Origin of the sequence: Micromonospora sp. 050-3, from assembly GCF_046549335.1 — a bacterium.
Lineage (GTDB): Bacteria > Actinomycetota > Actinomycetes > Mycobacteriales > Micromonosporaceae > Micromonospora > Micromonospora trifolii.
This window is the reverse complement of the sequence record NZ_JAJPVX010000004.1, coordinates 101,223-120,198: the sequence shown is the minus strand read 5'-3', so window position 1 is coordinate 120,198 and position 18,976 is coordinate 101,223. Positions and strand designations below refer to the sequence as shown.

General features: G+C 72.5%; 20 protein-coding genes. 7 read left to right on the top strand and 13 right to left on the bottom strand.

The features are described from left to right. Window positions 1-127: 127 nt before the first annotated feature. A complete protein-coding gene (gene fahA, locus ACLJOK_RS32700; protein ID WP_410822333.1) occupies window positions 128-1,324 on the bottom strand; it encodes a fumarylacetoacetase in 1,197 nt (398 codons plus the stop codon). Then, entirely contained in the window at window positions 1,321-2,190 is an 870-nt protein-coding gene (locus ACLJOK_RS32695; RefSeq protein WP_410822332.1) for a hypothetical protein, read from the bottom strand. Before ACLJOK_RS32695 ends, fahA begins: the two co-directional genes overlap by 4 nt. A gap of 94 nt (window positions 2,191-2,284) precedes the next feature. Here ACLJOK_RS32695 and ACLJOK_RS32690 point away from each other — a divergent pair, with 94 nt between their 5' ends. Beyond that, a complete protein-coding gene (locus tag ACLJOK_RS32690; protein ID WP_410822331.1) occupies window positions 2,285-3,451 on the top strand; it encodes a homogentisate 1,2-dioxygenase in 1,167 nt (388 codons plus the stop codon). Between the two features lie 157 nt (window positions 3,452-3,608). Here ACLJOK_RS32690 and ACLJOK_RS32685 read toward each other — a convergent pair whose 3' ends face one another. From ACLJOK_RS32685 to ACLJOK_RS32670, 4 genes are read right to left on the bottom strand one after another with little or no spacing between them, the layout of a single operon-like run. Beyond that, window positions 3,609-4,640 (bottom strand): tetratricopeptide repeat protein, encoded by a 1,032-nt coding sequence (locus ACLJOK_RS32685; protein WP_410822330.1) that lies wholly within the window; start codon window positions 4,638-4,640, stop codon window positions 3,609-3,611. Between the two features lie 10 nt (window positions 4,641-4,650). Further along, window positions 4,651-5,136 carry a 2-C-methyl-D-erythritol 2,4-cyclodiphosphate synthase gene (gene ispF, locus ACLJOK_RS32680; RefSeq protein ID WP_410822424.1) on the bottom strand — a complete coding sequence of 162 codons (486 nt, stop codon included), beginning with the start codon at window positions 5,134-5,136 and terminating at the stop codon, window positions 4,651-4,653. A 13-nt stretch (window positions 5,137-5,149) separates the two neighbouring features. Further along, on the bottom strand, window positions 5,150-5,845 hold the full coding sequence (gene ispD, locus ACLJOK_RS32675; RefSeq protein ID WP_410822329.1) for a 2-C-methyl-D-erythritol 4-phosphate cytidylyltransferase: 696 nt from the start codon (window positions 5,843-5,845) through the stop codon (window positions 5,150-5,152). Window positions 5,846-5,901: 56 nt separating this feature from the next. Beyond that, the gene (locus tag ACLJOK_RS32670) at window positions 5,902-6,387 is read right to left on the bottom strand and encodes a CarD family transcriptional regulator (protein WP_088950500.1); all 486 of its coding nucleotides are present in this window, start codon (window positions 6,385-6,387) and stop codon (window positions 5,902-5,904) included. A gap of 328 nt (window positions 6,388-6,715) precedes the next feature. On the opposite strand from ACLJOK_RS32670, the gene ACLJOK_RS32665 reads away from it, so the two are divergent. After that, a complete protein-coding gene (locus ACLJOK_RS32665; RefSeq protein WP_410822327.1) occupies window positions 6,716-7,408 on the top strand; it encodes a hypothetical protein in 693 nt (230 codons plus the stop codon). 9 nt (window positions 7,409-7,417) lie between these two features. Here the strand turns inward: ACLJOK_RS32665 and ACLJOK_RS32660 are convergent, their stop codons facing one another. The 4 genes from ACLJOK_RS32660 to ACLJOK_RS32645 form a co-directional block, all read right to left on the bottom strand. After that, window positions 7,418-8,068, bottom strand: a complete 651-nt coding sequence (locus ACLJOK_RS32660) for a hypothetical protein (RefSeq protein ID WP_410822326.1) — start codon at window positions 8,066-8,068, stop codon at window positions 7,418-7,420. A gap of 31 nt (window positions 8,069-8,099) precedes the next feature. Then, window positions 8,100-9,149, bottom strand: a complete 1,050-nt coding sequence (locus tag ACLJOK_RS32655) for a type III polyketide synthase (protein WP_410822325.1) — start codon at window positions 9,147-9,149, stop codon at window positions 8,100-8,102. Window positions 9,150-9,243: 94 nt separating this feature from the next. Next, window positions 9,244-10,410 (bottom strand): acyl-CoA dehydrogenase family protein, encoded by a 1,167-nt coding sequence (locus tag ACLJOK_RS32650; protein WP_410822324.1) that lies wholly within the window; start codon window positions 10,408-10,410, stop codon window positions 9,244-9,246. A gap of 40 nt (window positions 10,411-10,450) precedes the next feature. Then, a complete protein-coding gene (locus ACLJOK_RS32645) occupies window positions 10,451-11,224 on the bottom strand; it encodes a class I SAM-dependent methyltransferase (protein ID WP_410822323.1) in 774 nt (257 codons plus the stop codon). A 46-nt stretch (window positions 11,225-11,270) separates the two neighbouring features. Here ACLJOK_RS32645 and ACLJOK_RS32640 point away from each other — a divergent pair, with 46 nt between their 5' ends. The 4 genes from ACLJOK_RS32640 (at window position 11,271) to disA (ending at window position 15,889) form a co-directional block, all read left to right on the top strand. Then, window positions 11,271-12,110, top strand: coding sequence for a UbiA family prenyltransferase (locus ACLJOK_RS32640; protein ID WP_410822423.1), 840 nt, complete (start codon window positions 11,271-11,273; stop codon window positions 12,108-12,110). 140 nt (window positions 12,111-12,250) lie between these two features. After that, the gene (locus tag ACLJOK_RS32635; RefSeq protein ID WP_410822322.1) at window positions 12,251-13,030 is read left to right on the top strand and encodes a hypothetical protein; all 780 of its coding nucleotides are present in this window, start codon (window positions 12,251-12,253) and stop codon (window positions 13,028-13,030) included. Window positions 13,031-13,115: 85 nt separating this feature from the next. Next, entirely contained in the window at window positions 13,116-14,573 is a 1,458-nt protein-coding gene (radA, locus tag ACLJOK_RS32630; protein ID WP_410822321.1) for a DNA repair protein RadA, read from the top strand. A 131-nt stretch (window positions 14,574-14,704) separates the two neighbouring features. Next, window positions 14,705-15,889, top strand: coding sequence for a DNA integrity scanning diadenylate cyclase DisA (gene disA / locus ACLJOK_RS32625; protein ID WP_238676544.1), 1,185 nt, complete (start codon window positions 14,705-14,707; stop codon window positions 15,887-15,889). Window positions 15,890-15,895: 6 nt separating this feature from the next. Here disA and ACLJOK_RS32620 read toward each other — a convergent pair whose 3' ends face one another. The 3 genes from ACLJOK_RS32620 to ACLJOK_RS32610 form a co-directional block, all read right to left on the bottom strand. Continuing rightward, complete coding sequence (locus tag ACLJOK_RS32620) at window positions 15,896-16,612, bottom strand: hypothetical protein (RefSeq protein ID WP_410822320.1); 717 nt, start codon at window positions 16,610-16,612, stop codon at window positions 15,896-15,898. A gap of 106 nt (window positions 16,613-16,718) precedes the next feature. After that, window positions 16,719-17,291, bottom strand: coding sequence for a peptide deformylase (locus ACLJOK_RS32615; protein ID WP_238676542.1), 573 nt, complete (start codon window positions 17,289-17,291; stop codon window positions 16,719-16,721). Continuing rightward, entirely contained in the window at window positions 17,288-17,800 is a 513-nt protein-coding gene (locus ACLJOK_RS32610; RefSeq protein ID WP_410822319.1) for a glycine cleavage system protein R, read from the bottom strand. Before ACLJOK_RS32610 ends, ACLJOK_RS32615 begins: the two co-directional genes overlap by 4 nt. Window positions 17,801-17,896: 96 nt before the next feature. On the opposite strand from ACLJOK_RS32610, the gene ACLJOK_RS32605 reads away from it, so the two are divergent. Continuing rightward, on the top strand, window positions 17,897-18,808 hold the full coding sequence (locus tag ACLJOK_RS32605; RefSeq protein ID WP_410822318.1) for an A/G-specific adenine glycosylase: 912 nt from the start codon (window positions 17,897-17,899) through the stop codon (window positions 18,806-18,808). The last annotated feature ends 168 nt before the right edge of the window (window positions 18,809-18,976 follow it).

The window sequence follows — 18,976 nt, the reverse complement described above, 5'->3', positions numbered from 1 at the left end:
GGCCGGGCGTGGGCCCGGCGCGTGTGGGACGACTTGATCCGCGTGACCAACGGCGCAACGAGGGCTCTTGATCGCACCCGCTGTGCGATCAAGAGTCCCGTGGACGAGACGAATGGCGGGTGCCCGCTCAGCGGGCCGGACGAACCGTGCCGGATACCTCACCGAGGGCGATTGTGGTGCCGTCCGGGCCGGGGGCGGTGGCCGTGATGGTCACCGTGTCGCCGTCGTTGAGGAAGGTACGGCTCTCGTCGCCCACCTTGACCGGCTCGGCCCCGCCCCAGCTCAGTTCCAGGAAGGACCCGACCTGCCCGCGGTCCGGGCCGGAGACGGTCCCGGAGGCGTACAGGTCACCGGTACGCAGTGAAGCCCCGTTGACGGTGAGGTGCGCCAACTGCTGCGCGGGGGTCCAGTACATGCTGGCGAACGGGGGCTCGCTGACCTGGTCGCCGTTCCACTCGACCGCCAGGCGCAGGTCCAGGCCCAGGTGCGGCACGTCCCGCAGGTAGTCCACCACCGGCGGGTCCTGGTCGGGGGCCGCCACGTTGGCCTCGGCGAGGGCGTCCAGCGGCGTTACCCAGGCCGAGACCGAGGTGGCGAACGACTTGCCGAGGAACGGGCCGAGCGGCTGGTACTCCCAGGCCTGGATGTCCCGGGCCGACCAGTCGTTGACCAGCACCACCCCGAAGACGTGCTCGGCGAAGTCGTCCACGGAAACCCGATCGCCCAACGCGCTGGGCACCCCCACCACGAAGCCCACCTCGGCCTCGATGTCGAGGCGTACCGATGGGCCGGTGACCGGGCCTTCGGCGGAGGCCCGCTGCCCGGTCGGCCGGGTCACCGGCGTGCCGGAGACGACCACAGTGCCGGCCCGCCCGTGGTAGCCGATCGGCAGGTGCTTCCAGTTCGGCAGCAGCGGCGGCTGGCCGGGGCGGAAGATCTGCCCGACGTTCGCCGCGTGGTGAACGGATGAGTAGAAGTCGACGTAGTCGGCCACCTCGATGGGGAGCAGCAGCTCCACGTCGGCGAGGGGCACCAGCAGCGGCTCCACAGCGGCCCGGTGCGCCGGGTCGGTCAGAAGCTCGGTGAGCCGCTGTCGCACCGCCGTCCACTGCGGACGACCCAGGGCCATGAAGTCGTTGAGCACGGGCCGGCACAGCGTGCCGGCGGCCAGCACCAGCTCGGCGGCCTCAGCCCCCGCGAGGTCGAAGACCCAGGACCCGATCCGTACGCCGATCCGCGACGGACCCCCGTTCTGCCGGAACACCCCGTACGGCAGGTTCGTCACCCCGTACGGCGAACCGTCGGCGCCGGTCACCCAGGTCATGCGTCGTAGCCCCCGTTCACCAGCCCAAGCCGGATCAGATCGGTCAGTGGTTCCAGGATGCTGCACGAGCCGAAGCCCACCCACAGGGGGCGAGGCCCGTCCAGCCGTGCCGTCGTGCGCTGCACCAGGGGGCGCGGGTCGACCACTGTCAGCAGCTCGGCGACCGAGCGCACACCGTCACCGTCGGCGGCGGCCAGGGTCGCGGCCAGCACGTTGGCGTAGCCGTGGTGGGTGAACCCGGTCTCCGGATCCAGGTGTCGGATCGCCTGGTGCAGCCCGGCGGTGAGCTTGAACGGCAGGCCCCGGTCCCGGCAGGCGCAGATCACAGTGGCCAGCTCGGTCGGGGTGGGGAAGAGTTCGGCGGCCAGGCCGCCGGTGCGGAACTTGGCCGCGATCGGCGCCCCGTCGGCCCGCGCGGCGACGAGCGCGTCCAGTGCGCCCATCAGCCCGAAGGTCAGCGGCAGCTCGGCGTAGACGGCCTCCACGCCCGGCAGCTCGTCGGTCAGCCGCAGCAACTCGGCGATGCCGGGCAGCGGGTCCTCGCCGCGCTTGGCGACCGCCACCTCGACCTGACGCGCGGTGACGCCGTCGGGGGCGAGAAACGACAGCGCGAACGGCAGGTTCCCGATCCCGGTGTCACCGATCACGCCGACCACCAGGCCCTCGCCCGGGTCGACGAGACCGCTCAGCTCACCGGCGGCCACGTCCGAGGCGGGGATCAGCAGCGGGCCGACCAGGTCGGCGAACCAGGCGGCGCGGTGTTGGCGGTGGGCGGCCAGGGCGTCGTGCAGCGCGGCGCTGCCCGGTGGGAAGACGGCGGCGTCGTCCACCAGGCCGTGGAGGAGTGCTGGCACCTGCGTTGACACGGAACAAGAATGTACGGGACGCTACGAGGAACGGACAACAGCGTCCGATTATCGGACGCCTTCGGCCGGTGAACGGGAACTATCGGGAGGCGAGATGCCGTATTACCGCAGCGTCGGCGAGGTGCCGCGCAAGCGCCACACCCAGTTCCGGCAGCCCGACGGCAGCCTCTACGCCGAGGAGTTGATGGGCCAGGAGGGCTTCTCCTCCGACTCGTCCCTGCTCTACCACCGGCACGCGCCCACCGCGATCCTGGCCGCCGACGAGTTCACCCCGCCCGCGTTCACCAGGGCGCCGAACCTGCCGCTCAAGCCCCGCCACCTGCGCACCCACAAACTGGACACCGGCGGTTCCGACCCCATCCTCGGCCGGCAGTACCTGCTCGCCAACGACGACGTACGGATCGGCTACGTCCTCGCCGACCGCCCCTCACCGCTGTTCCGCGACGCCACCGGCGACCACTGCCTCTACGTCGAGTCCGGCACCCTGCGGGTCGAGTCCCCGTTCGGGGTGCTGGACGCGGTCGCCGGCGACTACGTCGTCATCCCCACCTCGACCATCCACCGGCTGGTGCCCACCGGCGACCAGCCCGTTCGGCTGCTCGCCGTCGAGGCCTCCGGGCACATCGGCCCGCCCAAGCGCTACCTCTCCGTACGCGGCCAGTTCCTGGAGCACTCGCCGTACTGCGAGCGGGACGTCCGCGGCCCCGACACCCCGCTGCTCGTCGACGGCGAGGAGGTCGAGGTGCTGGTCCGGCACCGGCGCGGCTGGACCCGCTACGTCTACGCCCACCACCCGTTCGACGTGGTCGGCTGGGACGGGCACCTCTACCCGTGGGCGTTCTCCATCCACGACTTCGAGCCGATCACCGGCCGCATCCACCAGCCGCCGCCGGTGCACCAGACCTTCCAGGGGCCCAACTTCGTCATCTGCTCGTTCGTGCCCCGCAAGGTCGACTACCACCCGCAGTCGATCCCGGTGCCGTACAACCACCACAACGTCGACTCCGACGAGATGCTCTTCTACACCGGGGGCAACTACGAGGCGCGGCGCGGTTCCGGCATCGAGCAGGGCTCGATCTCCCTGCACCCGTCCGGTTTCACCCACGGCCCCCAGCCGGGTGCCGCCGAGCGTTCCATCGGCGCGGACTACTTCGACGAGCTGGCCGTCATGGTCGACACCTTCCGCCCACTGGATCTCTGCGACGCAGCCAGCGCCTGCGAAGACGAGGGGTACGCCTGGACCTGGGCGCGTTCCGTCTAGCCCGCCCCGCCCCCGCCCCCACCGACCGCCGGGTCGATCATGGAGTTGTGGTGGGTGACAAAGCGTCCGCGAGGTTACAAGACGGGCACCACAACTCCATGATCAACGTGGGGCGGGGCACAACGCCCGTGGGACTGCATTCCTGCGGGCCGCAGGGTCAGGGGCGGATTGCGGTTCTGGTGAAGACGGCGAACTCGGCTACCGCACTCACGGCGATGGCCAGCACCAGGGGCCACGGGGAGCCGACCATGGCATACACCAGCAGCAGCAGCGGCGCGGCGGCCACGGCGTAGATGGCAAGGGCCATCGCCCGGTCCGAGTGCAGCAGGGTGGGCAGGACGGTCCGGGTCAGCCCGGGCAGCCGGGCCGCGAGCTGCCAGACGATGACCCCGCCGGTGAGCGCGGCGAGCACCGCCAGGACGCGAGAGAACCCGTCGCTCGCCGACGCGGCGAACGCGACCAGCACCGCCGTGACCAGTGACCAGCCCGCGCCGTAGAGCACCAGGCGGTGCAGCCCGTACGCGAGGGTTCGTGGCGAGTCGATCCGGCTCGGGCTGACCGTCACCGCCTCGGCGACGTGCTCCAACGCCTCCGACCAGCGGCGCTGCTCCAGCCGCATGACCCCCACGTCGTGGCCGGCCTCGCCGATCCGCGGGTCGAGCCGCAGCGCCTCGCGGTAGGCCCGCTCGGCCAGGTCGAACAGGTCCAGGCGGGCGGCGACCAGGCTGAGCACCAGGTGCGCCTGGGGCTCCTGCGGGGCCAACTCGACACCGCGCCAGGCCGCGTTCAGAGCCGGCTGACCGTTGCGGGCGCCGGCCAGGATCGCCGCCGCGCTCCGCTGGGCGTACGCGTCGGCAGGGCCGAGGGCGAGGATCCGGTCGGCGGTGGCCGCCGACTCGCTGTAGCGCTCCAGGTCGGCCAGGGCCATGCCCTTGGCGACCAGCGGCGGCAGAGCCTCCGGCGCGGCGGCCACTGCCGTGTCGGCGGCGGTGAGCGCCTCGGCGGGGCGGTCGGCGGCCAGGTGCACCCGGGCCAGCATGGTGAGCGCGTCAACGTCATCCGGCTGGAGGGCCAACCCGTAGGCCAGTTCCCCGGCCGCCTCGTCGTAGCGGCCGAGTTCGGCGAGGAGTTGGGCCCGCTGGACGTAGCCGTCGGCGGCGGACTGGTCGGGGGCGGGGTCGCTGGACATCGCGGCGAGCTTAGGCGGCCGGCGCGTCGTACACCAGGGCCACAGCGACCCCGGCCAAGCCTTCCTCACGGCCGGCGAAGCCGAGCCCGTCGGTGGTCGCCGCCGAGACGGTGACCGGGGCGCCGACCGCGGCGGAGAGGACGTCCTGCGCCTCCGCACGGCGCCGGCCGATCTTGGGACGGTTGCCGATGACCTGCACGGACACGTTGCCGATCTCCAGGCCGGCGGCCCGCACCCGGCGGGCCGTCTCGGTCAGCAGCGCCACCCCGGACGCGCCGGCCCACTCCGGCTGGCCCACCCCGAAGGCGGAACCGAGATCACCGAGACCGGCGGCGGAGAGCAACGCGTTGCAGGCGGCGTGCGCGGCCACGTCGGCGTCCGAGTGCCCGGCGAGGCCGTCCTGGTCGGGCCAGAGCAGCCCGGCCACCCAGCATGGCCGGCCCGGCTCGAACGTGTGCACGTCGGTGCCGATGGCCACCCGGGGAACGATCATGATCAGAGGGTACGCGTCAGCCGGCCGCGGCAAGCAGATGCTCGGCCAGAGCCAGGTCGAACGGTCGGGTGATTTTCACTGCGTACTCCGAGCCGGGCACGCAGCTCACCGTGACGCCCTGCTTCTCGACCAGCCCGGCGTCGTCGGTGAGGGAGTCACCGGCGGCGGCGTGGGCGGCGCTGAGCACGGCCCGACGGAAACCCTGCGGGGTCTGCACCGCGCGCAGGGCGGACCGGTCGACGGTGCCGAGCACCACCTCGTCGGCGCCGACTTCCTTGATCGTGTCGACGACCGGCAGAACCGGGATCACCGCGTCACGCCCGCCACGGACCGCCGCCGCGACGGATTCGACCAGCTCGGGTGGGGTGAGCGCCCGGGCGGCATCGTGCACCAGGACGATCGTCGGGCCGGCGGGCACCGCGGCCAGCGCGGCGGCGACCGACGCCTGTCGTTCCGCACCGCCGGGCACCACGATCACCGGTGCGACCGGAGCCAACAACTCGCGGACGGCCTGCACCTCGGCGGCCGGCGCGGCCACCACGATGGTGTGCACCGACGGCGCGGCGGCCAGTCGACGCACGGCGTGCACCAACAACGGTTCACCGGCGAGCAGGCGCAGCGCCTTGGGTCGGCCGGGGCCGAGCCGTACGCCGGCACCCGCCGCAGGCACGAGGACCGCGACGTCACCGCGCGGGTTGAGCTGCGCGGTCACGTCGCGGTCCTCGGTGGTTTCTTCACTGTGAAGTGGGTACGACGATGCTGTGCGGACTAGGCCTCGGTGAGGACCTTGTCGAGCAGCGTCTCCGCCTCATCCTTGGTGCTCTTCTCGGCCAGCGCGACCTCGCCGACGAGAATGTCGCGGGCCTTGGCGAGCATCCGCTTCTCGCCCGCAGAGAGGCCCCGCTCCCGCTCCCGGCGCCACAGGTCACGCACGACCTCGGCGACCTTCAGCGGGTTGCCGGAAGCCAGCTTTTCCAGGTTGGCCTTGTAACGCCGCGACCAGTTGGTCGGCTCCTCGGTGTGCGGAGCCCGGAGAACGTCGAAGACCTTACCGAGGCCCTCTTCGCCGACCACCTCGCGCACACCCACGATCTCGGCATTCTCGGCGGGCACCCGGACCGTCAGGTCACCCTGCGCGACCCTCAGGACGAGGTATTTCTTAGGCTCGCCCTTGATGATCCGAGTCTCGATTGCCTCGATGAGTGCGGCCCCGTGGTGGGGGTAAACAACGGTCTCGCCGACACTGAAAACCATAGGTTCGAAACCCCTTTCGCTGTGTCTAGGGTAACACGGTCAGGCACTGATGTCTCTCCGATGTCCTGACCATTGGCGCAGCTCAGGGGCCCTGTGAGAGGTCTTGCTTCAGCTTGACAGGCGGTCAAACCAATGGTTCGCACACGCTCCGTAACGCACAAATGACTGGCCGGTACGGGCGAACAGAACGTCGAGATCAAGGGCTATGCGCTCCTCCCATGGTAGCCCGGCCAGCAGGACCGCGCCCAGATGTAGCGGGAGGAGCCCCTGGTGCGCGACCCTGGAGACCGAGCCGCACTCCGCTCTCGAGACGCTTCCAGGAGGTCCGATGGGCAAGCCGGACGCAGAGGGTCACGGGCCAGCCGACGGCCTGCCCGGCCTTCCGCCTGAATGGGGCCGCGTGGTGGTTCCCGACGACGCCTCCGCGCTGGCCGCCGAGGCCGCCCAGATCCGTCGTGAGCTGCGCCGGGCCAGCGGGCTCCCGGGCGGTCACCGGGCTCTGGGCCTGCCACTGCTGGTCCTGCTGGTAGCGGTCCTCACCACGCTGGCCGGCCTGCTGGTGGTCACCTGGCCCCGAGCCAACCGCGGCACCGACCGGCCGACCCCGGCCCCCTACGCGCCGCCCGCGACCCTCGTCGGTCGGGCGCTGCCCGCACTGGACCTGGTAGACGCGGACGACGCGACAGTGCCACTGCGCGGCCTGCTACCCGCCATGATCATTCTGTTGGACGGCTGCCCCTGCCCGGACCGGGTCACCGACGCTTTGGCGGCCGCCCCCGCCGGCGTCTCAGTGGTCACCGTCACCGGGGGGCGGACGGTCCCGGCCGGGCCCACCATCGGGCGGCAGGCTCGCGCCCTGGCCGACCCCGCCGCAGGGCTGCGCTCGTTCCTCGGTCAACCGGCCCGCCCCGGCGCCGCGACCGCCCTGTTTGTCGACCGGGCCGGCATCGTGACCCGGGTGCTGCCCGAGCTCGGCACCAGCGACTCCTACCGGAACGACCTGAGCGCCCTGGCCGCCTGAGCGGCCCTGTCAGCGAGGGGGCAGGGCGACGAGCTGAGCCTGGATGTCGATGGGCCGGTCGACGGCCGACAGCGACACCCGGAACGGCCCGGCGCCGGGCAGCACCTCGGCATTGGCGATCGTGCCGTCGCAGTCGATGCGCACCGGACCGTTGATCTTGGCGCCGTCGGTCGTAACCGCCATCGCGCCGGGGCGGGTGCACTGGTACTGGAGCAGGTAGCGTGCACCGTCGTTGCCGGCCTGCCGGGTCACTTCCTGGCCGGGGGCGAGGTCCCGCTGCTCCCGCCAGATCGTGTGGTAGAACACGGGCAGGTCGCCCGGGGCGAAGAGCGCCCCAGGATCGCCCTCGATGTCGCTGATCGAGCCGGACTCCGGGTCGATCACCAGCCGCGGGCCGCTTCGCACCCGGAGGACCTCGCCGGTGTTGGGGTCCATCCGCACCGTCAGCCGCTCATCAGGCTCCTCAGCCGCGAGGAGACGTTCCATTGGGGTGCTGACGCTCGGCCCGACCGATGGCACCGCCGCCGCCGAAGGGACAGCCGCCCCGGCCGTCGACGCGGGCGCGGCGGCACGCCACCACCAGCCACCGGCGACCAGGACGGCCACCGCAGCACCAAACAGCACCACCGAGCGCAGCCGGTCGTCCGCCGTCGCATCCACCCCCCGAGCGTACCGGCCGGGCCGACGAGGTTCAGTCCTGTCGATCGAGCAGGGCGGCGTACAGGGTGAGGCCGGGGCCGAAGGCCAGCATGACGATGCGCCGAGCCGCCGGTGTCGCCCTACCCAACCGGTCCAGGATCAGCAGCACTGTCGGCGACGAGCAGTTGCCGTGCTCGTCCAGCGTCGCCCGGGACGCCGCCAGCCCCAGCGGGGGCAACGCCAACTCCCGCTCGACCACGTTGAGGATCCGCGGCCCGCCCGGGTGCACCGCCCAACCGTCCACCTCGGAGCTGGCGACACCGTGCCGTGCCAACAGATCGTCGACCAGCCCTCGGACGTGCCTCGACAGCACCTGCGGCACCTTCGGCGACAGCCCCATCCGGAACCCCGCGTCGGTGACGTCCCAGGTCATGTGGTCGGCGGTGGAGGTGTCGGTGACGGCGGTGACCTCGCGCACCGCGTACCCCGAGCCGCCCGGCACGATCACAGCGGCGACCGCCGCGTCCGAGAAGAGCGCGTGGGAGACGATCTGCTGGGTGTCCACCCGGGCGCTGGACGGCTGGATGTGCAGGCTGGTCAGCTCCGCGCAGAGCAGTAGCGCCGGCCGCCCCCGGGCGGTGACGAAGTCACTCGCCGCGCCGAGCCCGGGCAACGCCGCGTAACAGCCCATGTGGCCGATGAACATCCGCTGGGTGTCCGCAGCCATGCCCAGGTCCCGGGCGAGCAGGATGTCCAGCCCGGGGGTGGCGTACCCGGTGCAGGAGCAGACGACGAACAGCCCGATGTCGCCGGCGCTCAGCCCGGCCGCGGTCAACGCCCGACCCACCGCCTCCTTGCCGAGCGGCAGCGCCTCCACCTGGTAGCGGCGCATCCGGCGCTCGGTCGGCCAGTCCGAGACGTCCTCCAGCAGCGGGTTGACCGCGGCCTGCCGACGGGTCACCCCCGAGTTGGCGAAGATTCGCTGGGCCAACGACCGGGTGGTGCCGGAGAAGTGCCGGGAGAAGAAGCCCTCCCACAACTCGTCCTGCGAAGCGGACGGCGGCTGCGCTGTCCCGAGCCCCGCGATCACTGGTACGGACACGATCCCCACCTCTCGTCAGAAGCTGTCCTCCCCCTGGCCGTCCCACCAGCCACCTCGACTGGTCGTCCTTCCGCGCGAGCCCGGTGCGGCGGGCTCACCAACGCGGTGCCGATCCGTCACGATCCGGGTCGCCGCCCAGCGCGGCGATGCCGAGCCAGTCGGCGCAGACATCCGACGTGGCCGGATGCAGTGAGCCGCAGCGGGCGTCGCGGTAGAGCCGCTCCAACGGGTGACCACGGCGGGTCGCCGAGGTGCCCGCCGCCTCCAGCACCGACGCCGCCACCTCGGCGGCAGTGGTCCCGGCGAGCAGCTTCGCCCGCCACACCCAGCGGTTGGTCTCCTCGTCACCGGGCGCCCCGTCCACCCGGCGGGCCGCCTCGGCCACCACCAGCTGAGCGGCTGCCGTCGCCGCGTCCGCCCGACCCAGCCGGGCCCGCACCGCCGGCAGACCGGCCAGGTTGCGGGCGTTGAGGTGCTCGGCCGCCGCGTCGATCGCCGCGCGGGCCACCCCCACGTAGACGGCCGCGTAGCTGGCCACCAGCCAGTGCGGCATCAGCTGGGCCACCACCAGCGCCAACCCCTCCACCCCACCGAGCAGCCGATCGGCGGGCACTGTGACGTCCAGGTGCAGGTCGTGGGACGAGGTGGCGCGCATGCCGAGCGAGTCCCAGGTCGGCTCCACTGTCAAACCGTCGCCGGCCGGCACCAGGAACTGTGAGACCACCGACTGGTCGGCCGCGCTGCGCGCCGCCACCAGATAGCCGTCCGCGTGCCCGGCGCCGGAGCAGAAGGTCTTGCTGCCCTTGAGATGCCAGCCGCCGTCGGTCGGCTCGTACGCGGTGGTCAGCTGGGACAGCCGCGCGCCCGCGCCACGCTCGCTCATCGCGACCGCGTACCAGGAGCCCTGGGCCGCCGCGCTGAGCAGCCGGTCGCGGGCGACCAGCGCCTCGTCCGGTACGCCCAGCGCCTCGGCCAGCTCCTCGGTGACAGCGCCCAGCGCGCCGGTCACCGAGGCGTGCATGTTGAACACCAGGGCCGTCGCACCGTTGCCCCGGGCAAGCTCAGTGGCCACCGCGGCGTACTCGGCGAAGGTGGCGCCCAGACCGCCGAGCGCCCTGGGCACCATCAGCCCGAACAGGCCGGCCTCGCGCAGGTCGGCGAAGTCGTCCACGGGGAAGGAACCATCCCGGTCGTGCTCGGCCGCCCGCGCGGCGAACCGCGGCGCCAACCGGCGTGCTGCCTCAAGCGCGTGCACCGTCATCTCGTTCCTCCTCGGCGTTCCATACCCCGCCACGGCCGGACTATCCTTTGCGGACCCCCCGGCCCTGGTACAGCACGGCGGTGGAGCGGGTCGGCACGATGCGCGGCGCACGACCGGCGGGCACCGCACCGGCCGTTCGGCTCGCGCGAGCGCGGCGCAGCAGCCAGGCGAACATGCCGCCGACCTGGGGGCGGATGCCCCGCAGACTCAGGTCGACACCGTGTCGGGCGCACTCGGCCACCAGCGCCCGGGCGTCCACGAACAACTGTGGATCGTGGATGCCACGGGGCACCGTCGGCAGCCGCTCGGCGATCCGGACCGCGACGAGCCGGGCCACCGCCGTGTCGTTGAGGGTGTCCAGCACCAGCACGCCACCGGGGCGCAGCAGCCGACACGCCTCGGCCACCGCGCGCGGCCAGGCCGGCACGTGCTCCAGCAGCTCACCCGCCGAGACCACGTCGGCGCAGCCGTCAGGCAGCGGGACCGCTGTGGCATCACCCTGGACCACCCGCACGCCGTGCTGGGCCGCCTGGACCAGCGCCGAGCGGGTCAGATCCACCCCGACGTGGCGATAGCCCTTGCCGGCCAGGTGTGGCGCGAGCAGGCCGGCGCCGCATCCCAGATCGACGAGCAGCGCGTCCGGACGGGTGGCCGGCGGCACCAGCGCGGCACGGGCCTCGGCCAGCCAGTGCAGCATCGCGAACGCGCCATCGGGCCGCCACCACTCACCGGCCAGATCGTCGTACTGACGCGGATCGTTTCGCGGCAGCACCCTCGGACCGGTGGACGCCCCGGCCGCAGCCACGTCTCGCATGGGACCGAGCGTGGCACGACTGCTCGGTAACGACCAGACTTCCCTTATGTCGTCGAGGGTGTTAGGGCTGGTCAGAGCGAGCCATCCGGAACCGGCCGCAGCGGTGACCACGGTGGCCGGTCTGCTGGCCTGGGGAGTCGGCCACCGGCCGGCCGGAATCGTCTCGGTGGTGCTCGCCGTGCTGGCCAGCCAACTCGCCGTCGGCTGGACCAACGATGCGCTGGACGCCGAGCGGGACGCCACTGTGGGGCGTACCGACAAACCGGTCGCCAGTGGCGCGGTCGGTCGACGCGTCACGGCCTGGGCCGCCGCGGCGGCCGCGGTGGCCTGCCCGCTGCTGGCGCTGACCACGAACCCGGTGGCGGCGTTCTGGCTGACACTCGCCCTGGTCTCCGCCCTGCTCTACGACTGGCCGCTCAAGGCGACCGCGTTCTCGGTGCTGCCCTACGCCGTGTCGTTCGGCGCGCTGCCCGCCTTCGTGGTGCTGGCGCTGCCCGATCAGCCGGCCCCGCCGGTCTGGCTGGTGACGGCGGCGGCCTGCCTGGGCGCCGGCGCCCACTTCGCCAACGTGCTGCCCGACCTGGCCGACGACGCCCGCACCGGCGTGCGCGGCCTGCCCCACCGGCTGGGCGCCGCCGGCAGCCGGGTAGCCGCGGCGGGTCTCCTCCTCGCGGCGACAGCGACCCTGGTCCTCGGACCACCCGGGCCGCCGTCGGCGATCGGCTGGGCGGCGGTCGGCACGGCCGCCGTGGTGCCGCCGCTGAGCTGGTACGCCGGGCGCTCGGCGATCCGGGCCGGCCGGCGGCCGGTGGCGGCCTTCCGGGCGGTGATGCTGGTGGCCCTGATCGACGTGGTTCTGCTGGTGGCGAGCGGTCGGGTGGTGTGAACGCCACCCGGGCAGGTGGCATTGCCGGGTCCGCGTGCGGGCCTCGATCAGTCCCAACTACCCTGGAGCGCGGTCTGCGCGGGTATGGCCACCGTGCCCGGCGTACGACCCGGGTGGGGATTGTGACGAGGAGGACCGACGTGACGCGCTCGATCAGGGGATCCCGGCGGGCGGCCCTGTTGCTGTCCGGGATTGCGGCGGCCAGCCTGCTGGCTTCCGGATGCGGCACCGGTCAGATCGCCGAGACCGCGTTGAAGGAGCCGTCGGTCCAGGGCGTCAGCCTCACGACCAGCAACGGTTCCTTCTCGGTGCGAGGCCTGCTCGTGGACTTTCCGGGCACCGAGGGTTACAAGGCCGGCCAGGACGCCGGGCTCGGCGCGGTGATCTACAACGACTCCAAGGAGACGGTGACTGTCACCGTCACCACGGAGAGCGCCCGCGAGGTGGTGATCAGCGGCGGCTCGGCGAGCCCGTCGCCGTCCGCCTCGGAGTCCGCCTCCATGAGCCCGTCGCCGTCCGGTTCGGGCAGCCCGTCGAACTCGACGTCCGGTTCGCCGACCCCGTCGGTGACGCCCTCCGAGACCGGGTCGTCCTCGGCCACCCCGTCCGCCCCGGAGTCGGCGCGGGCGTCCGGTTCGGCCAGCCCCTCCGCCCCGGGCCAGCCGGCCCGGATCGAGCTGGCGCCGTTGAGCTACATCCAGTTCAACTCCGAGGCCACCACCCAGCTCCGGCTCATCGGCCTGAACGAGGCGCTGCGCTCCGGGCAGAACGTCGTCGTGACCTTCGACTTCGGCAACGGCAACACGGTCACCGGCCAGGCACCGGTCGCGGTGCCGCTCACCCCGGCGGCCCCTCCGTCGCCGATCATCGAGCGCGAGGGCGGCTACGAGGGCAACGAGGGCGGCACTACCCACGAGTGACCCGACCCGCACATCGACAAACGCCCCGGCGTGGTGACCACCACGCCGGGGTGTTTTCGTCGTACGCGAGGGCTAGCGTCCTGATGTGACCACCTCCCGATCGACCCCTCCGCGTGGCGGCACGGCCGGTGCCGCCCGTGGTCGGTCCGCCGCCCGCGAGCCGCGTCCGGCCTACCAGTGCGACGCCTGCGGGCACCAGCCGCCCAAGTGGGTGGGGCGCTGCCCGGAGTGCGGCGAGTGGGGCGCGGTGGTCGAGAGCACTGTCACCGGCCCGACCGTCGCCGGTCGGGTGGTCAGCTCCCGGATGCCGTCCGAGCCGGCCCGTCCGATCGCCACCATCAGCGCCGCCCCGGCCCGCGCCGTGCCCACCGGGGTGAGCGAGCTCGACCGGGTGCTCGGCGGTGGCCTGGTCCCCGGTGCCGTGGTGTTGCTCGCCGGCGAGCCCGGCGTGGGCAAGTCGACCCTCCTGCTCGATGTGGCGCAGCAGTGGGCGATCGGTGCCGGCAGCCCCTCACTGGTGGTCAGCGGCGAGGAATCGGTCAGCCAGGTGCGCCTGCGCGCCGAGCGGATGGGCACCCTGCACGAGCAGCTCTACCTCGCTGCGGAGAGCGACCTGGGCTCGGTGCTCGGTCACCTCGACGCGGTCAAGCCGGGCCTGTTGGTGCTCGACTCGGTGCAGACCATCTCGACCACCGGCACCGAGGGGGTGCCCGGTGGGGTGACCCAGGTCCGCGCGGTCACGGCCGCGCTGGTCTCGGTCGCCAAGGAACGGGGCATCGCCACAGTGCTGGTCGGGCACGTCACGAAGGACGGCCAGGTGGCCGGGCCTCGGGTGCTGGAGCACCTGGTCGATGTGGTGCTGCACTTCGAAGGCGACAAGCACTCGTCGCTGCGCCTGGTGCGCGGCGTGAAGAACAGGTTCGGCGCGGCCGACGAGGTCGGCTGCTTCGAGATGCACGAGGGCGGCATCAGCAGCCTGGCCGACCCGTCCGGGCTGTTCCTGACCCGCTACGCGGAGCCGGTCCCGGGCACCTGCGTGACGGTGGCCATGGAGGGGCGACGGGCCCTGGTCACCGAGGTGCAGGCGCTGATCGGCGCGACAGTGGCGGGCTCTCCCCGACGCACCGTCTCCGGCCTCGACTCGGCGCGACTGGCGATGGTGCTCGCGGTGCTGCAACGGCGCACCGAGCGGCTGACCCTGCACGACCGGGAGGTCTTCGCCGCCACAGTGGGCGGGATCCGGGTGGTGGAGCCGGCCGCCGACCTGGCGGTGGCGCTGGCGGTCGCCTCCGGCGGGCTCAACCTGGCGATCGCGCCGCACCTGGTGGCGATCGGCGAGGTGGGGCTGACCGGCGAGGTGCGCCGGGTCGGGGCGGTGCCGCGCCGGCTGGCCGAGGCCGCCCGGCTGGGGTTCAAGGTGGCCCTGGTGCCGCCCGGCTGTGGCCCGGCCAGCACCGGCGCCGGTCCCGGTCAGATGCAGGTGACCGAGGTCACCGACGTCCGTTCGGCGCTGCACCATGCGGCCCGCGCGTCCGCCGAGTGACCCACCGTGCCGACGAGAGCGGCGAAACCGGACAGCACGTCGCAAGCGGGAAACGCTGGAAAGGGCGGCATCGTGACACATCACAGTAACCACGACAGCACCCACCGCACGGCAGTCCGTAGACTGTGCCCGTGCCGATCGACCGCGATACCACCAAGCCAGCCGGCGCGCCGCCCCAGGCCCGCACCGGCGCCGTGGGCTCGCCCGCCCGCCCGATCAGCGTGAGCGTGACTGCGGGGGCCGCCGGGAGCGCCGGAGATCCGCTACGGGCCAATCTCGCTCTGATGGCCCCGGGCACCGCCCTGCGCGACGGTCTGGAGCGCATCCTGCGGGGTCGCACGGGCGCGCTCATCGTGCTCGGCTACGACAAGGTGGTCGAGGGTCTCTGCACCGGCGGCTTCCCGCTGGACGTGGAGTTCTCCGCGACGCGCGTGCGCGAGCTGTGCAAGATGGACGGCGCTGTCGTGCTCTCCAGCGACGGCACCAGGATCGTCCGGGCGGCCGTGCACCTGATGCCCGACCCGTCCATCCCGACGGAAGAGTCCGGCACCCGGCACCGCACCGCCGAGCGGGTGGCCCGCCAGACCGGCTATCCGGTCATTTCGGTCAGCCAGTCGATGCGGATTATTAGCCTCTACGTCAACGGCCAACGGCACGTGCTCGACGACTCGGCGGCCATCCTCTCCCGCGCCAACCAGGCGCTCGCCACCCTGGAGCGCTACAAGCTCCGGCTGGACGAGGTCTCCGGCACGCTCTCCGCCCTGGAGATCGAGGATCTGGTCACCGTGCGGGACGCGGTGGCCGTGGTGCAGCGGCTGGAGATGGTTCGCCGGATCGCCGACGAGATCGCCGGTTACGTGGTGGAGCTGGGCACCGACGGTCGCCTGCTCGCCCTGCAACTCGACGAGCTGATGGCCGGCGTGGACGCCGACCGCACTCTGGTCATCCGGGACTACCTCCCCGTCGGCCGCAAGTCGCGCACCCTGGACGAGGCTCTCGTCGAGCTGGACCTGCTCGGTGCCACCGAGCTGATCGACCTGGTGGCGGTGGCGAAGGCGATCGGCTACCCGGCCGCGTCCGACGCGCTCGACGCCGCGGTCAGCCCGCGCGGCTTCCGGCTGCTGGCCAAGGTGCCCCGGCTACCGGTGGCGGTGGTCGATCGCCTGGTGCTGCACTTCGGCAGCCTCCAGCGTCTGCTCGGCGCGACAGTGGAAGACCTGCAAGCCGTCGAAGGGGTCGGCGACGCCCGGGCCCGCGGCGTCCGTGAGGGGCTGTCCCGGCTCGCCGAGGCATCCATCCTGGAACGCTACGTCTGACAGTGCTCAGCCGGTGACGGTGAGCTTCACCGGGTCGCTGAGCTTCGTGCCGACCCGAGCGAACACCTGGTACGACCCGACCGGCGGGAACGGCCCGGCGGCCAGCGCGCCGTCACAGCGGCTGGTGTCCCGCCCGTTCCACGGCACCTCGTAGGAGCGCTCGAAGTTCGGCGTGAAGGACTGCGGGTCCGAGCCCTGGACCTTGCCGCAGGTGTCCGACGACCAGACCTTCTCGGCACCGGACTTGATGAAGATCTCCTGAAGGTCGGCGCCGACGTTGCGACTGCACGTCCGGTTCGACGTGTTCTTGATCCTCAGTTGCAGCTCGACCACAGCACCCCGTTGCACCGAGGTCGGGCTCGCCGACGAGACGACGCTGATCTCCCCGTCGGTGCAGGTGCCGTCGTCCCCTGAACCGGCCGCCGTGCCCAGCGGTGGCGTGTTGCTGGTGATCGCCGGGCTCGGATTCGCCGGACCCGAATCAGCGGAGGCGGACGACGACGGACCGCCGGTCTGCGGTGTCAGCACCGGCCCAACGGGACCAGACGTCGCAGCGGACGTCGCCGACGGCGAACCTCCCGCCTTCGGCTCCTGACCGCCGGAACGACCCGAACCGGTACAGGAGTAGAGCAGGACAATCAGGAACAGAAACCCCGCTCCGAGTACGACGGCGCGACGCCGCCAGTACACGGCGGGTGGCAGGGGGCCGACCGTCAGACGCATGATGCCCTCCACCGTAGCCGCGCCGTACCCGGCAGTGCCGCGCGACGCGCCGGAGCCACTCCGAGGCGCCCGCACCACCCTCCACTGGGGACGGTCCGGCACCCGATCACAGGTAGACCTTGCGCTGATAGACCGCGTGCGCACCGGCCACCCGGTCCAGGAAGAGTAGCCCCGCACAGTGGTCGATCTCGTGTTGCAACGCCCGGGCCTCGAAGCCGTCGGTCACCAGCCGGACCGGCTCGCCGCTGCCCGGCAGGTCACCCTCCACCACCAGCCGGCTGGCCCGCTTCACGTCCCCGGTCAGGTCCGGCACCGACATGCAGCCCTCACGGCCCGGCTTCCACCGCGTCGCCTCGACCACGCGCGCGTTGCACAAGACGAAGACGCCGTGCACCGTCACCGCCTTCGGGTGCCCCGTCACGTCGACGGCGAAGACTCGAGCGCCCACCCCGACCTGCGGCGCGGCCAACCCGACGCAGCCCGGCGAGACCTTCATCGTGGCTATCAGGTCGGCCGCGAGTTGGACCGTCTCCTTTGCCGTGGGGTCGACCTCGTCCGCGGCCCGACTCAACACCGGATGCGGGGCGGACACCACAGCCCGCACCTCGCCCGGCACGTCCAGCGACTCCGGTGTCCAGTCCCCCAGGCCGACGTCCGGCCCGCGCTCCTCGCCGGTCACAACAGATCCGGGTCCGCCGGCCGGAGGGTGACCTCCACGCCCAGCTCGGCAGCCGTCCGGTGCAGCCGGTCGATCAGAGTGTCCGCCACACCGGCCGGCAACTCGACCTCCGCCAGGACCACGTACAGCGCACCGGTCAACCGGGTACTCAGGTCGGTGACATTCCCCCCGGCATCCACCAGCACCCGCGTCATCGCCGCGACGATCCCCATCCGGTCCGAACCGTGCACCGCCATCACGTACGGCTCACCCGCCGGAGGAACATCGCCGTCCGGGGTGACCGCGCGTACCGTCGCCAGCAGCTGACCGTCGGCGGCCAGCGACGCCAGTGCGGCCTCGACCTCGGCGGCGGCCGGACCGGTGCAGATGAGGGTCATCGCGAAATGCCCCCGCAGCCGCGTCATCGTGCTGTCGGTGAGGTTCGCGCCCAGTCGGGCCAGCACCTCCGCGACGTCGGCCACGATGCCCGGCCGGTCCCGACCGATGACGGTGATCGCGAGCTCATTCATCCGCGCATTCTCCCCCGTCCGCCGAACCACGACGTGGCACCCCGCCCGAGCCGCCCACCCAACGGGAACGCCGGGCGTGACATCATCGACGACGCCATGACTCAACCCGACTTCGCCACACTGGTCAGCCGGTGGTTCCAGCAGCACGCCCGTGACCTGCCGTGGCGCGAGCCCAGTGTCACCCCGTGGGCCATCCTGGTCAGCGAGGTCATGCTCCAGCAGACACCAGTGGTCCGGGTGGTGCCGGCCTGGCAGGCATGGCTGGCCCGCTGGCCCGAGCCGGCCTCGTTGGCGGCGGACACCCCAGCCGAGGCGATCCGGATGTGGGGGCGCCTCGGCTACCCCCGTCGGGCGGTCCGGCTGCGCGAATGCGCTGTCGCGATCGTCGACCGGCACGGCGGCCAGGTGCCGGACCGGCTGGAGCAACTGCTCGCACTGCCCGGCGTCGGCACCTACACCGCGCGGGCCGTGGCCGCCTTCGCGTACGGGCAGCGGCACCCGGTCGTCGACACCAACGTACGCCGGGTCGTGTCCCGGGCGGTGGCCGGCGAACCGGACGCCGGGCCCGTCACCCGACCAGCCGACCTCGTCGCCACCGAAGAGCTGCTCCCGACGGAACCGGCCGCAGCGGCGCTGGCCAGCGTCGCGTTCATGGAACTGGGCGCGGTGATCTGCACAGCCCGATCACCGCGCTGCACCGCCTGCCCCGTCGAGTCGGTCTGCGCCTGGCGGGCGTCCGGCCAGGAGGCGCCGGCCGGGCCGACCCGCAGACCCCAGCGGTACGCGGGCACCGACCGGCAGGTCCGCGGTCTGCTGCTCGGAGTACTCCGGGACAGCACCGGACCGGTCCCCCACCAACGGCTGGACCAGGTCTGGACCGACGACGTGCAACGCGCCCGCGCCCTCGCCGGCCTGGTGCAGGACGGGCTGGTCGAACCGGCTGGCGACGACTCCTTCCGCCTGGTCGGTGACGGCCCGTCCCTCCCCACCTCAGACCTCACCACCTGACCCGCCGACAGTGCGCATCCTGCGCACCGGCCCCACGTCGAACGCCCGAACGCGGTGCACGAAGGCCCGGCGATCGGCGCATTCCACCCCCAGATCGTGCTCGATCCCGGTTGTAGTGGTGTCGGGCGCGCCGGAGGTCACTACATCTGGGATGTAGCGCGATCTTGC